The sequence below is a fragment of the Ruegeria sp. HKCCD7628 genome (assembly GCF_057221005.1).
The window spans coordinates 150,759-166,518 of record NZ_JBWVBA010000001.1 but is presented as its reverse complement, the minus strand read 5'-3'; the positions used below and the strand labels follow the sequence as shown (position 1 = coordinate 166,518).

Below are 15,760 nucleotides of genomic sequence, written 5' to 3'. Positions count from 1 at the left end.
GCCCCTTACCAGCGGCGTTCAAAGCGGCGGCGCAGAATGACCGCGATGGTGTTCATTGTCACAAGGAAGATCAACAGGATGATGATGCCCCCCCATGCGCGTTCGTAAAAGGCCGGGTCGGCGCGTTTGGACCATTCGTAGATCTGCGCCGGCATGGCCGAGTTCGGAGACAGGAAGCCCGCCACCAGCCCGTCGGGCGGGTTCGAGGCGATAAAGCCCACCATCCCGATCAGAAGCAGCGGCGCGGTTTCGCCAAGCGCCTGCGCCAGACCGATAATGGTCCCGGTCAGGATACCGGGCGCGGCCAGTGGCAGAACATGGTGGAACACCGCCTGCATTTTCGAGGCCCCTACCCCAAGCGCTGCATCCCGGATAGACGGCGGAACCGCCTTGAGCGACGCACGGGTCGAGATAATGATCGTTGGCAACGTCATCAGCGTCAGCACCAAACCGCCAACCAGCGGCGCCGAGGTCGGCAGGTGCATGTAGTTGATGAAGACAGCCAGACCCAGAATACCGAACACGATCGAAGGCACAGCGGCCAGGTTCGAGATGTTGACCTCGATGATATCTGTCAGCCGGTTCTGCGGCGCAAACTCCTCAAGATAGATCGAGGCGGCCACCCCAATCGGCAAAGCCAGCGCCAACACAACGAACATCATGAACAGCGATCCCAGCATCGACACACCGATCCCCGCGGCCTCGGGCCGTTGGTCAGAGGCATCAGAGCCGAAGATGAAATCTGGATTGAACGCTTTGTACAAAACACCCGCGTCCCGCAGTTGATCGACGAAATCCAGCTGGGCCACCGTGATACTCTTGTCATTGGCGATGGACTCGCGGGTCACACGGCCCTTCATGTAGCCATCGACGCGGCTGTTGACCAGAAAGCGGAAGCTGACGGTTTTGCCGATCTCATCAGGGTTTGCGATCACATAGTTCCGCAGCTCGGCCTGCGCTGCTTTGGACAAGATGCCGCCCATTTCTTTGGGGGTCAGGTCGGTCTGGATGCCCAGGTTTTGCACCTCAGCTTCCACAGCAGCCGCGATCAGCGGCGCGTAACCAAAGGTCGAGACCTTCTTGATATCCTCGATATTGCGGTTGCCCTTCTTGTCCAGCTTGTCTTCTTTCAGCTCGACATTCAGCTCAAGGAAAGACTGCTGGAACGCTCCGGTGCCCGCGGTCACAATGTTTGTAACCAGCACGATCAGCATCAGCAGGCCGATACCGATGGCAGCAATCCCATACATCTTAAACCGGGATTCAGCCGCATTGCGTTTTTTGGTACGGGCATCCTTTTCGAACAGCGATCCATGTTTGGAAGGTGCCGCAGGTGCTGAGCCGGGGGTTTGGGAAATATCGGTCATTCGTACTGCTCCCGGTATTTGCGCACGATGTAGAGGGCGAAGATGTTCAGCCCCAGCGTGATGATGAACAAGGTCAGACCCAGCGCGAACGCCACCAACGTTTCGGGGCTGGCAAAGTCGGTATCGCCGGTCAGCTGGCTGACGATCCGGGTTGTGATCGTGGTCATCGCCTCGAACGGGTTGCCCGAGAATTTGGCGATTGCACCGGCGGCCATCACAACGATCATCGTCTCACCGATAGCGCGGCTGGCGGCCAGCAGGATCGCACCCACGATCCCCGGCAGTGCGGCCGGCAGAACCACCTGACGGACGGTTTCAGAATGCGTCGCGCCAAGGCCTAACGAACCGTCGCGCATCGACTGGGGTACAGCGTTGATAATGTCATCGGACAGCGATGACACGAACGGGATCAGCATGATGCCCATCACCAGACCCGCCGTCAGAACCGCGTTGGAACTGGCCATCCAGCCCACTCCGAATGCACCGCCTTCGCCGAACATTGACACTAACGCGGGGCCAACCGTCAGCAGGGCAAACAGACCGTAAACGATGGTTGGAATACCGGCGAGGATCTCCAGTAGCGGTTTGGCAATCGAGCGGGTTGCTCCCGATGCATATTCGGACAGGTAGATCGCTGCGAACAGGCCGATTGGCACAGCCACCAGAAGCGCAATCAATGAGATATAAAGCGTGCCCCACAACAGCGGTAGGATTGATAGTTCCGAGCCCCCTCGGAAGTTCGGGGCCCAGGTACTGCCGAAGAAGAAATCCTTCCACGAATGCAGCCGGAAGAAGTTCATCGTCTCGAACAGCATCGACAGAACGATGCCCACGGTCGTCAGGATCGCGATGGATGCAGCCAACAGCAGCAGCGCCAGAACACCCTGTTCTACCACGTTACGCGCGCGGAATTCCTTGTGGGTACGGATATAGGCAAAGGCCGCGCCCAACAGTGCGACCGCGAGCACGATCACCTGCATTGCCACCGAACCGGTTCCGGTCATGCTGCGATAGGTTTGTGCAGCAACCAGAATGGGTTGCGTGATATCCTGCGTCAGCACCTGCCCTGCGTCTTTCAGCGTCTGGGTCAGCTGCGCGATGTCTGCATTTGCGTCTTGAGCCTGCGCCTGCGTCAAGGCACCGGCGGCCACCGCGCCCTCAAGACCATCCGCCACCCTGCGGACTTCGCTCATGATCAGGCCCCGGTCGGACCCTTCGGGGATCGCGCTGTCGGGGATCATGCCCGTCACTGTGCTGTTCACGAAAACAGGTTGCGCCAGCAACCAGACAATCAGTACCCCGATGGCAGGGACCAGCGCCGTCAGCGCGACATTATAGCCATAGTAGGACGGCAGTGAGTGCAGATCACGCGCATCCCCTCCGGCACTTGCCAAAGCACGGGACCGGCCCGTGAAAAATCCGATCACTGCCAGTGCAAGCAGGATGATCAACAGCCAGGATAATGCCATGGGAACTCCGTGGGGATGGCAGTGGTGGAGTCAAAAAGAACCGGGGCGCGCGAAACGCCCCGGTTCTACAGTGTTAAAGGCTTAGGAGCCGCCGCCCAGAACTGTTTCGTTCGCAACAGCTTCCTGAACTTTTACCAGCTCGGGATCCGAAACCAGACCGTATTCGGCCAGCGGGCCGTCGGGGCCAGCGATCTCGTCTGCGACGAAGAACTCAGCATACTCTTTCAGGCCAGGGATCACGCCGATATGGGCTTTCTTGACGTAGAAGAACAGCGGACGCGACACAGGGTATTCGCCGGTTGCGATCGACTCGGTCGAAGGCACGATGCCGGACATGGTCGCAACCTGAAGCTTGTCGGTATTGTTCTCGTAGAACGCCAGACCAAAGACGCCGATGCCGTCTTTGTTGCTGTCGATACGTGCCAGAGTTTCAGTGTAGTCGCCGTCAATGTCGACCGACACGCCGTCGGTGCGGATCGCGATGCACTGTTTTTCGGCTGCTTTCTTGTCGTCGCCGGCTGCTGCCTTGAACACTTCGAAATCGCCCAGGTGCTCACAACCTGCCAGGATGACCTTGTCTTCGAACACTTCACGGGTGCCGTGCTTGGTGCCCGGGATGAAGGTTGCGATCGGCTGCGCCGGGAAGTCCGGGTTCACGTCGGCCCAGGTCTTGTTGGGGTTGTCGACAACTTCACCATCTACGACGATTTTGGCTGCCAGCGCTTTGTACCAGTCTTCCGGCGTGAACTCGAAAGAGTTGCCGTTGATGTCGGATGCGAAAACGATGCCGTCATAACCGATCTGAACTTCGATGATGTCGGTTACGCCGTTTTCGGCGCAGGCTTTGATCTCTTTTTCGCGGATGGCGCGTGATGCGTTGGCCACGTCGATGGTGTTTTCGCCAACACCTTCGCAGAAGCGCTTGAGGCCAGCCGAGGAACCGCCCGATTCAACAACCGGTGTCGGGAAATCAAAGTTTTCACCGAAGGCTTCGGCAACGATCGAGGCGTAAGGCAGAACGGTCGAGGAACCGGCAACCTGAACTTGATCACGTGCAGCAGCAGTAGTGGCCGAAACGGCAGCAATCGCCAGAGCAGAAGCCGACAGTTTTACAAAGGACATCTCAGTCTCCTTGAGAAAGATAACAAATGATCACCCCCATGATGATCTTGGGCGAACCCCTAGAAGCCGCGCGTAAGCCTTTTGTGACAAGTTTGTAACGGTTTTATGACAACTGAATTTGTTTCAACGTGACCCAGCGTAAATGTAAAGAAAGCAGACAACCTGGTCAGACTTTCAGGGGTATCATGACCTTGATGTCATCGGGGCAGAATGACTGTAAAAACAGAGCCTTTACCCAAGTCGCTTTCGACCCTAAGCCGCCCGCGGTGGCGATTCACGATGTGTTTCACAATCGCCAGCCCCAGCCCTGTTCCACCAAGTTGCCGCGACCTGTGACTGTCCGCGCGATAGAATCGTTCTGTCAGGCGCGGCAGGTGAACGGGATCAATGCCCGGCCCTTTGTCTATCACCTGAACCCGCACCGCGGGTCCCCGCATCGCCGTATCCCGGTCCGAGGCCGTTGCATGAACGTCTACACGCCCACCACTGCCGCCATACTTTATTCCGTTTTCAATCAGGTTGGTAAAAACCTGCCGTAATTGATCGCTGTCACCAACTATCGACACAGGCCCGTGCGTTTCGCTGAGAACCAGCTCGACGCCCGCGTCCTCTGCTAGGGGGCGCAAGGAATTGATAATGGATTGCAACAGCCCGATCAGTTCCAACTGCTCTTTCGGGCGCACCCGTTCTTCACTTTCCACGCGGTTTAGTGAAAGTAAGTCGTCGACCAGACGGTTCATACGGCTGGCCTCGTCGGTCATGATCTGCAGAAACCTGTCCCGGGCGGCGACATCATCGCGTGCGGGTCCGCGTAGCGTTTCGATGAACCCCATCAAAGCCGTTAGCGGCGTGCGCAGCTCGTGGCTGACATTGGCGACAAAGTCTCGTCGCATCTGGCTGGCCTGTTCCAGATGTGTCACGTCCTGAAACGTCGCCAGAACCGCCCCGCCCGAGACGGCCCCCACCCCGTTCATATACCGGCATTCAACTTCGAAGGTTGTATCCTGCGCCCCGTCATTTGCCAGATGTCGGGTTCTGGTGGTGCCTTTCGAACGCAAGCTCTGTTCCATCGCGTCGATGACCTGCGGTTGCCTCAAGATCGTCGCGAAGTGGCGCGTCTCGATGTTTTTGCCCAACATCGTAGTGGCGTCCGTGTTCGCAGCAATGATCCGCTCGGTCTGATCAACCAGCAAAGCAGGCATGGGAATGGCCGACACGAATTCGGCAAGAAGGTTTTCGGACATGGACGTCAACTCTTGCAGGCACTCAGACCGGTTTCATGGTGTCCCGGAATTTGCGCATATTGCTTTGGTAGTGCAACGCACTGAGCGTCAGTTTCTGCGCGGCCGCGTCATCCAACTGACTAATGACCTTACCCGGCGATCCCATGACTAACGAGTTGTCGGGGATTTCCTTACCTTCAGTGATCAGGGCTCCGGCTCCGATCAGGCAGTTCTTGCCGATTTTGGCCCCGTTCAAAACAATGGCTCCCATTCCGATCAAGGAGTTTTCGCCAATCGAACAGCCGTGCAGCATGACCTTGTGACCAATCGTACAGTTCTTGCCAATGGTCAGCGGAAAACCCGGGTCGACATGCATGACGCAGTTTTCCTGAACGTTACTGCCCTCGCCTACACGGATTTCCTCGTGATCGGCACGCAGTGTGCTGCAAAACCAAACCGAGGCCCCCTCTTCCAACACCACTTTCCCGATCAGATTTGCGTCAGGTGCGACCCACGTATCCTGATGAAGCTGCGGTGCGTGATCCCCCAAGGCGTAGATGGTCATGATTGTTCCTCAAATTCATTTTGCAGGTTGCGAACGTGGTTCTGAAGGCTGGGTTGCTGGATGCGGCGCATCCGCTCGGCGCTGACGATGGTTTTCAGCTTTTCCTCAGTTGAGTCTAAATCATCATTTACCAATACGTAGTCGTAATAGCCCCAGTGGCTGATCTCGTCCCAGCTTTTCAACATCCGTTTTGAAATCACGTCGTCGCTGTCCTGCCCGCGCGTCTCAAGTCGGCGGCGCAGTTCCGGGATCGAGGGCGGAAGAATGAATATTGAAAGCGCGTGCTTGCCCAAATCCGAGTTTCGGATCTGTACTTCGCCCTGCCAGTCTACGTCGAACAGAACATCCTTGCCGGATTCGATCGACTCACGCACCGGACCGGCGGGTGATCCATAGAAATTGCCAAAGACATGCGCGTGTTCCAGCATTTGTCCGTCGGCAACCTGCTGTTTGAACGCATCCTCCGAAAGGAAATAATACTCGCGGCCGTGTTCCTCGCCGGGTCGTGGTGCGCGAGTGGTGGCCGATACCGAGAATTTCAGGTCCGAATCCCATTGCATCAACCTTTTGGCCAGCGTCGATTTCCCTGCCCCTGAAGGCGAGGACAGAATGATGAGAAGGCCGCGTCGATCCGCCATTTGGGGCTCCTGTCGTTATTCCACGTTCTGCACTTGCTCGCGCATCTGATCTATTACGGCCTTCAACTCAAGCCCCACCGACGTCAGATCAGCGCTTTGCGCTTTAGAACACAATGTATTGGCCTCACGGTTGAACTCTTGCATCAGGAAATCCAGCTTGCGCCCGACCGCGACATCCTGCGCCAATAGGTCCCGAGCTGCACTTACATGGGCCTTCAGGCGGTCGATCTCTTCGGTGATGTCGGCTTTGACAGCGAGTAACGCCAGTTCTTGCGCAACCCGGTCAGGTTCGACCCCCTGCGCGTTGTCCAGAACCCGCGAAAGGTTTTCGCGCAGGGCCTCTGCCATTTTGTCTTTGCGCTGTTCGGCAAGATCTGCGGCCTGGTCGGTCAAACTGGCAACTTGGTCCAGCTGTCCACCCAAGACCCGAAACAATGCCTGACCTTCGCTTTCCCGCATTTGGATGAAATCGCTCAGGACGTCCTTAAACTCGACCACCAGGTGCGCGACAAGAGGCGCGGGGTCGTCAATATCACTGCCTGCATCCAACATACCTTTGAGCGATAACAACTCGGCCGCTGAAGATGGGGCAAGTGTCACACCACGTGCCGACGCCAATTGCTGAGTTCGCATTAAAGCATCCAGCACCGCAGACATTGCGGTTTCGTTCAGCATTAGATCAGGTGCGGTTTCGTCTTTAGACAGTCGCAGAGAAAGGGTTACGTTTCCCCGGCTCAACGATTTTGACAGCTCTGCCCGTAAGGCGGCTTCAAGTCCGCTTAGCCAGTCCGGCATCCGCAATCGCAGATCAAGACCCTTGCCGTTGACGCTGCGCAGTTCCCACGTCCAGCTATGCGGGCCCAACGCGCCTTTACCCGATGCAAATGCGGTCATGGATCTGATCATGCCGGTTCCTTCTGTTTACGCCTGCGTTTGCCTGCCTGGCGCACCTAATGGCATTGGCCGCTTCAGAGCAAGAGTTTGCTGAGTTTGACGGCAAAGCCGACAAGTTAACCATTCATTAAAGAATTAGTCCAAAATTGACTCAACCCGTGTCAATTTGATCACCGTCAGGACTGGTCAGTCAGTGATGCCCCCGGTATCTGGCATTTTATGAAAATCGTGGTCGATTGATGCTAGGGTGATGAAATGCAAACCTTTTTCGGGAACGGATCCGGGTCAAGTTTTGGAAGGATCGTCGCTATGGATCGATTCGACAGTGGGCGCAGCCTGTCGCCCATCCGGCAGGCCGAGGCATATTGGACAGCGCTGCTGACCGGCGACAGTGTTCCTATGCGCGCGCAAATCGACCCGCGTGGGCTTGAGAGCATACTGGAATATACCTTTATCCTTGAACGCATCGCGCCCGGCTTGGCACGTTTCCGACTGGCGGGCAGTCATCTGAACAAACTTGCGGGTATGGAGGTGCGTGGAATGCCTCTGACCGCGTTCTTCGAAGCAGAAGCGCGTGAACAGGTCACCGATACACTGGAACAGGTGTTTGGCGGCCCTGCGATTGCCGAGCTGGGTCTGATGTCGACCGGAGCGCTGGGTCGTCTTCGGCTGGAGGCGCGGATGATACTCTTGCCGCTGAAAAGCGATCTCGGCGACATCAGCCGGGTGTTAGGCGTTATGGTCAGCGACGGCCCAACAGGCCCCACACCACGTCGGTTTGGCGTGCGCGATCGCAAGCTCCGCCCTGTGTCCGAAGTTCAGGCCCCCAGCAAGCGTCCAGCGCCGGAACCGGCAGGTTTTGCGGAAGACACCGCAGAATTCAGCCGTCCCGGTTCGCATTTACGATTGGTCGTTTCGCGTGACGACTAACGGAGTTGGCGTCTGGTCCGAGTTGGCGCCTTCGGAAAAAGGAAGTTGGAGGATCTGACCGGTTTTCCAGTAGCGCCCGACCTTGCGTTGGGGCGCTCTGTCCATACGCAACAGCGTGCGAGGATCGGATATTGGTTCAAGGTTCTGCAAATAATGCGTCAAACAACAAAAGTCATTTGACGCCTTGCTTTCATTCGTTTGGAATATCCGCGCCCCGTTAACCGGCTTCGCGTTTGGTCCGATTGCGCCGCAATGACGTAAGCTCTTCCGCGACAAGGAATGCCAGTTCAAGCGACTGCGACGCATTCAGGCGTGGATCGCAAGCAGTATGGTAACGATCCGAGAGATCCTCTTCCGTAACGGCGCGAATACCTCCGGTACATTCGGTGACGTCCAGACCAGTCATCTCGAAATGCACGCCACCGGGGATCGTGCCTTCCGCCTGATGGACGCCAAAGAAGTCGCGCACCTCGCGAAGGACCGAATCGAACGGACGGGTCTTGTATCCCGTGGCCGACTTGATCGTGTTGCCATGCATCGGGTCGCAGACCCAAGTGACCTGGGCGCCCTCTTCCTTGACCGCTTTGACCAGACGCGGCAGATGCTCACCCGCTTTACCGGCACCGAAGCGTGCGATCAGGGTCAGGCGGCCCTCTTCATTTTCGGGGTTCAGTTTGGCCATCAAAACCTTGAGGTCTTCGGCGGTCGTGGTCGGACCGCATTTCAGACCGATCGGGTTCTGTACGCCCCTGCAGAATTCCACATGCGCACCGTCGGGCTGACGGGTACGGTCGCCAATCCAGATCATGTGACCCGAGCCGGCCAGCCAGTTGCCTGATGTTGAATCCAGACGGGTCAGCGCCTCTTCGTATTCCAGCAGCAGCCCTTCGTGGCTGGTGTAGAACTCGACAGTCGAGAATTCATGCGTGGTATCGGCATTGATCCCGGCAGCATCCATGAAGTCGATGGAATCCTGAATGCGGTCTGCGATTTCCGAGTATTTCTGAACGTCCTGATCGTCGGTAAAGCCCAGCGTCCAGGAATGGACGCGGCTCATATCGGCGAAACCACCGGTCGAAAATGCCCGTAACAGGTTCAACGTGGCCGCCGCCTGAGTGTAGGCTTGCAGCATTTTGGATGGATTCGGAATACGGGCTTCGGGCGTAAAGGCCAACTCGTTGATGATGTCACCACGGTAGCTGGGCAGCTCCACGCCATCAATCACCTCGGTCGGCGCGCTGCGCGGTTTGGCGAATTGACCCGCCATGCGGCCCACTTTGACCACTGGCACCTTGGCGCCATAGGTCAGAACCATGGCCATCTGCAGCATTACTTTGAAGGTGTCACGGATCGCATCCGCGCTGAATTGTTCAAAGCTTTCAGCACAATCCCCGCCCTGCAGCAGGAATGCCTCGCCGCGGCCAGCGGCACCCAGTTGCTGTTTTAGGCGTCGCGCCTCGCCCGCAAAAACCAGCGGGGGATACTGTGCAAGCTGGGCCTCGACCTTGGCCAGCGCGGCCGCGTCGGTATAGTCTGGCATCTGAACCCGGGGCTTGTTGCGCCAGTTCGATTTTTGCCACTCGGTCATAGCTTTGATCTCCGCTGAAGTATTCAGGTCGTCTCTATACAAAATGCATTGCAGAGTGACCATATCCGATTTGCGCCCCTTGACGACCTAAACAACCTTTGATCATGGTGGCTGTCACATCTGTCGCCAGACGCAACGTCATCAGGCGCCGAATCAAGGACACCTCGCCATGCAAGAGCAACGCCAAGTTGTCACGGTGCAAGACACTGCGGCCAACCCCCGGAATTTCGTGTTTGTCCTGCTGGACAAGTTTTCGCTTTTGTCATTCGCTTCGGCGTTGGACAGTTTGCGTATCGCGAACCGGATGGCTGACAAAGATCTGTATTCCTGGACCTTCGCGGGCGAAGGAGGCGAGACTGTCAAATGCTCGGCCGGGACCGAGTTTAAGTTGGACACCGACCTGAATGAGTTGCAGCGCGATGACGTTGTGATGATTTGCGGTGGCGTCGACGTGCAGGCCGCGACAACCAAAAAGGTTCTGAACTGGGTGCGGCGTGAAGCACGGCGTGGCCTCAAGATCGGGGGGTTGTGCACAGCTGCCTACACGCTGGCCAAAGCTGGTTTGCTGGACGGTAAACGCGCAACCATTCACTGGGAAAACGCAGACAGCTTTGTTGAAGAATTCGATGAGGTCGAGCTGACCAAGTCTGTTTTCCAAATTGACGGCAACCGGATGACAACGGCGGGCGGGACGTCGTCGATTGATCTGATGCTGAAGATTATTGCCGATGACTACGGTGAAGATCTTGCCAATGCCGTCGCCGATCAAATGATCTATTCCTCGATCCGTACCGATCAGGACACTCAGCGTCTGTCCACACCTACCCGGATCGGCGTTCGGCATCCAAAGCTTAGCCAAGTTATCCTGATGATGGAAAAGAACATCGAAGAGCCGATCTCGCCCTCGATTCTGGCCAAAGACGTGGGTATGTCGACCCGTCAGTTGGAACGCCTGTTCCGCCGCTATCTAAGCAGGTCGCCCAAACGGTATTACATGGAGCTGCGCCTGCACAAGGCGCGCAACTTGCTGATGCAAACGGATATGAGTGTGATCAACGTGGCCCTGGCCTGTGGCTTTGCCTCACCCAGCCATTTCTCGAAATGCTATCGTGCGCATTACAACACTACGCCTTACCGCGAACGCGGAGCCCAAGCCGGGCGGCTTTCCGTCTGACCGGGCTTACAGGGTCTTAGCAAAGTAGTGTAGATGCGGCCTCAGCATGGGCTGATCCAGATAGGTGGTCGTCTCGATGGGTTCGGAAAGCTCTAAAAATCCCAATTTCGGATAGAGGTTCCGCATCTCGATATTCGGTGTAAGCGTGTCGGCCACCAGGCGCTTTAGTCCCAAGGAACGCGCCGCGTCCTCTCGCGCTTCAATCAAGGCTCGCCCTGCACCTGTGCCGCGTGCAGTTTCGGTCACGAACACCCGTTTCAATTCACCAGTTTCCTGATCCAGACGTTTCATCATGCCGCATCCTATGATCTGACCCGTGCGGTCTCTCGCCAGAACCAGGCACCCGTTCGGCGGTAGATAGTCATCCGACCGCGCCCAAAACTCTGCCAATGCGCTTTTCGGAGCAGCCGGGTCTATTTCAAACCCCATGGCCGTCATGCGTTGAACGATCAACGCATAGTACTGAGACAGGATTCCGTTCAGCTCCTCGTGATCTGGCAGGTCGTCACACATTTCTATCGAGAAGTCGCGCAATGGACAGCACCCTGATATGACCCTGATGCCCCAAAACAAGCCTGGTTCAGGGTCAACAGTCAAGGATAGAGGCCAGCACCTTATGTGTCAGGTGAAAGCCGGAAAACCGCTCCTTGTCCCACGGAAATGAACCAGATCGTTCCGTCCGGTGCTTCGACGATATCCCGAACGCGTTCCGTTTCGGGGCCTTTGATCTGTTCGACTTCTTTCAGGGGGGCACCCGTTAGTCGGGCGATGTAGTTGAATTTGAGCGATCCAACGAAAATATCCCCTGCCCATTGCGGCCACAGTTTTCCCGAATAGACCAACAAGCCGGACGGAGCGATGGACGGATCCCAATAGTGACGCGGCTGCTCCATTCCGTCCTTGGCGGTACCTTCGCCAATACTTTGTCCGGAATAGTGCTTTCCGTATGAAATCACGGGCCATCCATAGTTTAAGCCGGGGCGGATCAAGTTCACTTCGTCGCCTCCGCGCGCACCATGTTCCGATGTCCAAAGCTGGCCTTGGGCGTCCAGCCCCGCACCTTGTGGATTTCGGTGCCCATAGGACCAAATCTCGGGCCGAATATCGGCTTGGCCCACGAACGGGTTATCCGCGGGGACAGAGCCGTCGCGATTGATGCGGACCACCGTACCAATATGGTTCGTCCTGTCTTGCGCCTGAGGACGATCACCGCGATCTCCGATTGTGACGAACAGTGTCCCGTCCGTCGCTTCGACCACCCGCGAGCCGAAATGGCGACCGCCCGAGCCTCCGGGCAGCGCCTCAAAAATCACCCGTAGGTTCGTCAAACGATCTCCACTTTGCGACAAACGCGCCACGGCAAGTGCAGTGCCAGCACCACCCCGCTGTGATTTTGAAAATGTCAGGAAAATTTCACGGCTCTGGTCAAAATCCTTTGGTACCGTGACATCCAGCAACCCACCTTGCCCGTTCGCAACCACTTTCGGAACACCGCTCACAGGGTTGGCTGTTCCTTCTGCGACATACAACAACTCACCATCCCGTTCGGTCACGAGAAATGCGCCGTTGGGCAGAATACCGATGGCCCATGGCGTATCCAGGTCCTCGACCATCGTGTCCACCTGAACATTCCCGGCGGAGGTTTTCAGCGTATCCGCCAAAGCGGAACCCGTGCCGAACATAAAAACAAGAATCGCAAATACCCGAACCGTCATGTTTTTCACCTTGGAACCGCTGTGTTAGCACTAAGAAAACAAATAGGTTTCCTCTCGACAAAAACACGTTTTCGTTAGGACTTTTCTTTTCCGAACAGCTTGCCTAGGGTCGTGACCAGAACGAATACGTTCACAATAGGGAGTAACCATATGAAAAAGCTGCTTACTGCAACTGCAGCATCCGCTCTGCTGGCTGGTCCGGCACTGGCCGAAGACATTTCGCTGGGTGTTCTGTTTGGCTTCACCGGACCGATTGAATCGCTGGCCCCGGCCATGGGTTCGGGTGCCGAGATGGCGATGGCCGAGGTCACCGAATCCGGCAAGCTGCTGGATGGCACCAAAGTGACCGCGTCGCGTGCAGACACTGGCTGTATCGACAATGGTTTGGCCACCTCGAACGGGGAACGCATGATCGCGGATGGTGTTGCTGGCATCATTGGCGGCGATTGCTCGGGCGTGACCGGCGCGATCCTACAGAACGTCGCGATCCCGAACGGCATGGTGATGATTTCGCCGTCGGCGACCTCGCCCGGCCTGTCGACCATGGAAGATAACGGCCTGTTCTTCCGCACCGCCCCGTCGGACGCGCGTGAAGGTCAGGTGATGGCGGACATCCTGAATGACCGTGGCATCAGCTCGATTGCTTTGACCTACACCAACAACGACTACGGCAAGGGTTTGGCAGACGCGATCCAGTCCTCGTTTGAGGCGTCAGGTGGCGAAGTGACCATCGTTGCCGCGCACGAAGACGGCAAGGCCGACTACTCGGCCGAAGTGGGCGCACTGGCCTCGGCCGGTGGCGACATTCTGGTTGTTGCAGGCTATCTGGATCAGGGCGGTTTGGGCATCATCCAATCTGCGCTGGACAGCGGTGCGTTTGACACGTTCGGTCTGCCCGGCGGCATGATCGGTGACTCGCTGCCCAACAATGTTGGCCCCGACCTGAACGGCTCGTTCGGTCAGATCGCAGGCTCGGGTGGTGAAGGTGCCGAGAAGTATTTCGCCATGGCCGAAGCCGCAGGTTTCGACGGATCGTCGCCCTACTCGCCGGAAAGCTATGACGCGGCTGCGCTGTTCATGCTGGCGATGCAGGCGGCTGGATCCACCAACCCTGCCGATTACGGCGGCAAGATCATGGACGTTGCCAATGCTCCGGGCGAGAAAATCTATCCCGGTGAGCTGGCCAAAGGTCTGGAGCTGCTGGCTGCCGGTCAGGACATCGACTATGTCGGCGCATCAGGCGTTGAGCTGATCGGCCCCGGTGAAAGCGCGGGTTCGTATCGCGAGATCGAAGTGACCGACGGCGAGAACAAGACCGTCAACTTCCGTTGATCCAAGGTTAACAGTCATAAAAACAAGCAGCCCGGGCCTTGTGTCCGGGCTGTTTCAATGACAAAAGCCCGCACCATTCGTACAGGGATGTGGCAACAACGCCGGAAAACGGCGGCTAGGGGAAAAGATGATCGTCGTCGAAGACGTGCACAAGCATTTCGGCGGGTTTCATGCGGTGGACGGGGCATCGCTGGAAATCCAAAAGGGCTCGATCACCGGCCTGATCGGGCCGAACGGGGCCGGAAAAACCACTCTGTTCAATGTCATCGCGGGCGTTCTGCCGCCGACCAGCGGGAAGGTCCATATGGATGGTGAGGATATCACCGGCCTGCCCCCGCATGAGCTGTTTCACAAGGGCCTGCTGCGCACCTTCCAGATTGCGCATGAATTCTCTTCGATGTCCTGCCGCGAGAATCTGATGATGGTTCCGGGGGCGCAATCGGGTGAATCGCTTTGGAACACGTGGTTCGGCCGAAAGCGTATCGCCGATGAAGAACGCGCTTTGAAGGCCAAGGCCGATGAGGTGCTGGAATTCCTGACCATCGAACATCTGGCCGATCACAAGGCCGGTCAGGTCTCGGGCGGGCAGAAGAAACTGCTGGAACTGGGCCGCACCATGATGGTCGACGCCAAGATCGTGTTTCTGGACGAAGTTGGCGCGGGCGTTAACCGCACCCTGCTGATGACCATCGCCGACACGATCCTGCGCCTGAACAAGGAACGCGGCTATACCTTCGTGGTCATCGAGCATGACATGGATTTCATCGGCAAGATCTGCGACCCGGTCATCTGTATGGCCGAGGGCAAGGTGCTGGCCGAAGGCACTCTGGATCAGATCAAGGCCAATGAGCAGGTGATCGAAGCTTATCTGGGCACCGGCCTCAAGAACAAAGACAAGCTGGAGGCGGGCGCATGAGCGACAACCCCTACCAGGACGACAAGGGCAACAAGGACGCCTCGATCACCAATACGCATGGTGTCGGCACCATGACCCCCGCCCATCGCACAAGCGGTGAGACGCACAAGGTCGAAGGCGGCCCCTTCCTGATCGGCGACACCATGACTGGCGGGTATGGCAAGGGTCCAGACATCCTGCACGACTGCACCATCGCCGTGGAAAAGGGTGAGATTGCGGTAATCGTCGGCCCCAATGGCGCGGGCAAATCCACCGCGATGAAAGCCGTGTTCGGCATGCTGGACGTGCGCTCGGGCGCGGTGCGGCTGGACGGTGAGGACATCACCAACCTCAGCCCGCAAGACCGGGTGATGCGCGGGATGGGCTTTGTGCCGCAGACCTCGAACATCTTCACGTCGATGACGGTGGAAGAAAACCTTGAGATGGGCGCTTTCATCCGCCGCGACGATATTTCGGGAACGATGGAGCAGGTCTATGACCTCTTCCCCATCCTGCGCGACAAGCGCAACCAAGCGGCGGGAGAGCTGTCGGGCGGTCAACGCCAACAGGTCGCCGTGGGCCGCGCGCTGATGACACAACCTAAGGTGCTGATGCTGGACGAACCGACCGCTGGTGTCTCGCCCATCGTTATGGATGAGCTGTTCGACCGGATCATCGAGGTCTCGCGCACCGGGCTGCCGATCCTGATGGTCGAACAGAACGCCCGTCAAGCGCTGGAGATCGCGGATAAGGGATATGTGCTGGTTCAGGGGCGGAACGCCTATACCGGCACGGGCAAAGAACTGCTGGCCGATCCTGAAGTACGTAAGAGTTTCTTGGGGGGGTGA

The 15,760-nt window shown here is 57.4% G+C and carries 15 protein-coding genes; 5 read left to right on the top strand and 10 right to left on the bottom strand.

What is annotated here, in order from left to right; translation table 11 throughout:
• Window positions 1-5: 5 nt before the first annotated feature.
• From pstA to AC2TAD_RS00815, 7 genes are all read right to left on the bottom strand, one after another.
• Window positions 6-1,367: a phosphate ABC transporter permease PstA gene (pstA, locus tag AC2TAD_RS00845; RefSeq protein WP_480865525.1), complete on the bottom strand. Its 1,362-nt coding sequence runs from the start codon at window positions 1,365-1,367 to the stop codon at window positions 6-8.
• Entirely contained in the window at window positions 1,364-2,836 is a 1,473-nt protein-coding gene (gene pstC, locus AC2TAD_RS00840) for a phosphate ABC transporter permease subunit PstC (protein WP_480865523.1), read from the bottom strand. Before pstC ends, pstA begins: the two co-directional genes overlap by 4 nt.
• An 81-nt stretch (window positions 2,837-2,917) precedes the next feature.
• A complete protein-coding gene (locus AC2TAD_RS00835) occupies window positions 2,918-3,958 on the bottom strand; it encodes a substrate-binding domain-containing protein (protein ID WP_170354170.1) in 1,041 nt (346 codons plus the stop codon).
• 197 nt (window positions 3,959-4,155) lie between these two features.
• Window positions 4,156-5,202 (bottom strand): PAS domain-containing sensor histidine kinase, encoded by a 1,047-nt coding sequence (locus tag AC2TAD_RS00830; protein ID WP_170354169.1) that lies wholly within the window; start codon window positions 5,200-5,202, stop codon window positions 4,156-4,158.
• Between the two features lie 22 nt (window positions 5,203-5,224).
• A complete protein-coding gene (locus AC2TAD_RS00825) occupies window positions 5,225-5,746 on the bottom strand; it encodes a gamma carbonic anhydrase family protein (protein WP_480865521.1) in 522 nt (173 codons plus the stop codon).
• Window positions 5,743-6,384 (bottom strand): guanylate kinase, encoded by a 642-nt coding sequence (gmk, locus tag AC2TAD_RS00820; RefSeq protein WP_170354167.1) that lies wholly within the window; start codon window positions 6,382-6,384, stop codon window positions 5,743-5,745. The genes AC2TAD_RS00825 and gmk overlap by 4 nt, the downstream gene beginning before the upstream one ends.
• A gap of 15 nt (window positions 6,385-6,399) precedes the next feature.
• Complete coding sequence (locus tag AC2TAD_RS00815) at window positions 6,400-7,278, bottom strand: YicC/YloC family endoribonuclease (protein ID WP_480865519.1); 879 nt, start codon at window positions 7,276-7,278, stop codon at window positions 6,400-6,402.
• Between the two features lie 309 nt (window positions 7,279-7,587).
• Between AC2TAD_RS00815 and AC2TAD_RS00810 the strand changes: the two genes are divergently transcribed.
• Window positions 7,588-8,208, top strand: a complete 621-nt coding sequence (locus AC2TAD_RS00810) for a PAS domain-containing protein (RefSeq protein ID WP_480865518.1) — start codon at window positions 7,588-7,590, stop codon at window positions 8,206-8,208.
• Between the two features lie 217 nt (window positions 8,209-8,425).
• Here AC2TAD_RS00810 and AC2TAD_RS00805 read toward each other — a convergent pair whose 3' ends face one another.
• Window positions 8,426-9,796: a class II 3-deoxy-7-phosphoheptulonate synthase gene (locus AC2TAD_RS00805; protein ID WP_353389721.1), complete on the bottom strand. Its 1,371-nt coding sequence runs from the start codon at window positions 9,794-9,796 to the stop codon at window positions 8,426-8,428.
• Between the two features lie 169 nt (window positions 9,797-9,965).
• Between AC2TAD_RS00805 and AC2TAD_RS00800 the strand changes: the two genes are divergently transcribed.
• On the top strand, window positions 9,966-10,970 hold the full coding sequence (locus AC2TAD_RS00800) for a GlxA family transcriptional regulator (protein ID WP_170354163.1): 1,005 nt from the start codon (window positions 9,966-9,968) through the stop codon (window positions 10,968-10,970).
• A gap of 6 nt (window positions 10,971-10,976) precedes the next feature.
• Here the strand turns inward: AC2TAD_RS00800 and AC2TAD_RS00795 are convergent, their stop codons facing one another.
• Complete coding sequence (locus AC2TAD_RS00795; protein ID WP_480865517.1) at window positions 10,977-11,504, bottom strand: GNAT family N-acetyltransferase; 528 nt, start codon at window positions 11,502-11,504, stop codon at window positions 10,977-10,979.
• 80 nt (window positions 11,505-11,584) lie between these two features.
• Entirely contained in the window at window positions 11,585-12,685 is a 1,101-nt protein-coding gene (locus AC2TAD_RS00790; RefSeq protein WP_480865516.1) for a PQQ-dependent sugar dehydrogenase, read from the bottom strand.
• A 150-nt stretch (window positions 12,686-12,835) separates the two neighbouring features.
• On the opposite strand from AC2TAD_RS00790, the gene AC2TAD_RS00785 reads away from it, so the two are divergent.
• The 3 genes from AC2TAD_RS00785 to AC2TAD_RS00775 all read left to right on the top strand — a co-directional run bounded on the left by AC2TAD_RS00785 (window position 12,836) and on the right by AC2TAD_RS00775 (window position 15,760).
• Window positions 12,836-14,017, top strand: a complete 1,182-nt coding sequence (locus AC2TAD_RS00785; protein WP_480865514.1) for an ABC transporter substrate-binding protein — start codon at window positions 12,836-12,838, stop codon at window positions 14,015-14,017.
• Window positions 14,018-14,144: 127 nt separating this feature from the next.
• Window positions 14,145-14,933 carry an ABC transporter ATP-binding protein gene (locus AC2TAD_RS00780; protein WP_170354159.1) on the top strand — a complete coding sequence of 263 codons (789 nt, stop codon included), beginning with the start codon at window positions 14,145-14,147 and terminating at the stop codon, window positions 14,931-14,933.
• The gene (locus tag AC2TAD_RS00775) at window positions 14,930-15,760 is read left to right on the top strand and encodes an ABC transporter ATP-binding protein (protein WP_170751180.1); all 831 of its coding nucleotides are present in this window, start codon (window positions 14,930-14,932) and stop codon (window positions 15,758-15,760) included. Before AC2TAD_RS00780 ends, AC2TAD_RS00775 begins: the two co-directional genes overlap by 4 nt.

Coding starts and splice junctions, on each gene's coding strand:
- AC2TAD_RS00800 (WP_170354163.1), top strand. CDS start 9,966: ATGCAAGAGCAACGCCAAGTTGTCACGGTGCAAGACACTGCGGCCAAC.
- gmk (WP_170354167.1), bottom strand. CDS start 6,384: ATGGCGGATCGACGCGGCCTTCTCATCATTCTGTCCTCGCCTTCAGGG.
- AC2TAD_RS00780 (WP_170354159.1), top strand. CDS start 14,145: ATGATCGTCGTCGAAGACGTGCACAAGCATTTCGGCGGGTTTCATGCG.
- AC2TAD_RS00810 (WP_480865518.1), top strand. CDS start 7,588: ATGGATCGATTCGACAGTGGGCGCAGCCTGTCGCCCATCCGGCAGGCC.
- AC2TAD_RS00775 (WP_170751180.1), top strand. CDS start 14,930: ATGAGCGACAACCCCTACCAGGACGACAAGGGCAACAAGGACGCCTCG.
- AC2TAD_RS00830 (WP_170354169.1), bottom strand. CDS start 5,202: ATGTCCGAAAACCTTCTTGCCGAATTCGTGTCGGCCATTCCCATGCCT.
- pstA (WP_480865525.1), bottom strand. CDS start 1,367: ATGACCGATATTTCCCAAACCCCCGGCTCAGCACCTGCGGCACCTTCC.
- AC2TAD_RS00835 (WP_170354170.1), bottom strand. CDS start 3,958: ATGTCCTTTGTAAAACTGTCGGCTTCTGCTCTGGCGATTGCTGCCGTT.
- AC2TAD_RS00790 (WP_480865516.1), bottom strand. CDS start 12,685: ATGACGGTTCGGGTATTTGCGATTCTTGTTTTTATGTTCGGCACGGGT.
- AC2TAD_RS00815 (WP_480865519.1), bottom strand. CDS start 7,278: ATGACCGCATTTGCATCGGGTAAAGGCGCGTTGGGCCCGCATAGCTGG.
- AC2TAD_RS00785 (WP_480865514.1), top strand. CDS start 12,836: ATGAAAAAGCTGCTTACTGCAACTGCAGCATCCGCTCTGCTGGCTGGT.
- AC2TAD_RS00825 (WP_480865521.1), bottom strand. CDS start 5,746: ATGACCATCTACGCCTTGGGGGATCACGCACCGCAGCTTCATCAGGAT.
- AC2TAD_RS00805 (WP_353389721.1), bottom strand. CDS start 9,796: ATGACCGAGTGGCAAAAATCGAACTGGCGCAACAAGCCCCGGGTTCAG.
- pstC (WP_480865523.1), bottom strand. CDS start 2,836: ATGGCATTATCCTGGCTGTTGATCATCCTGCTTGCACTGGCAGTGATC.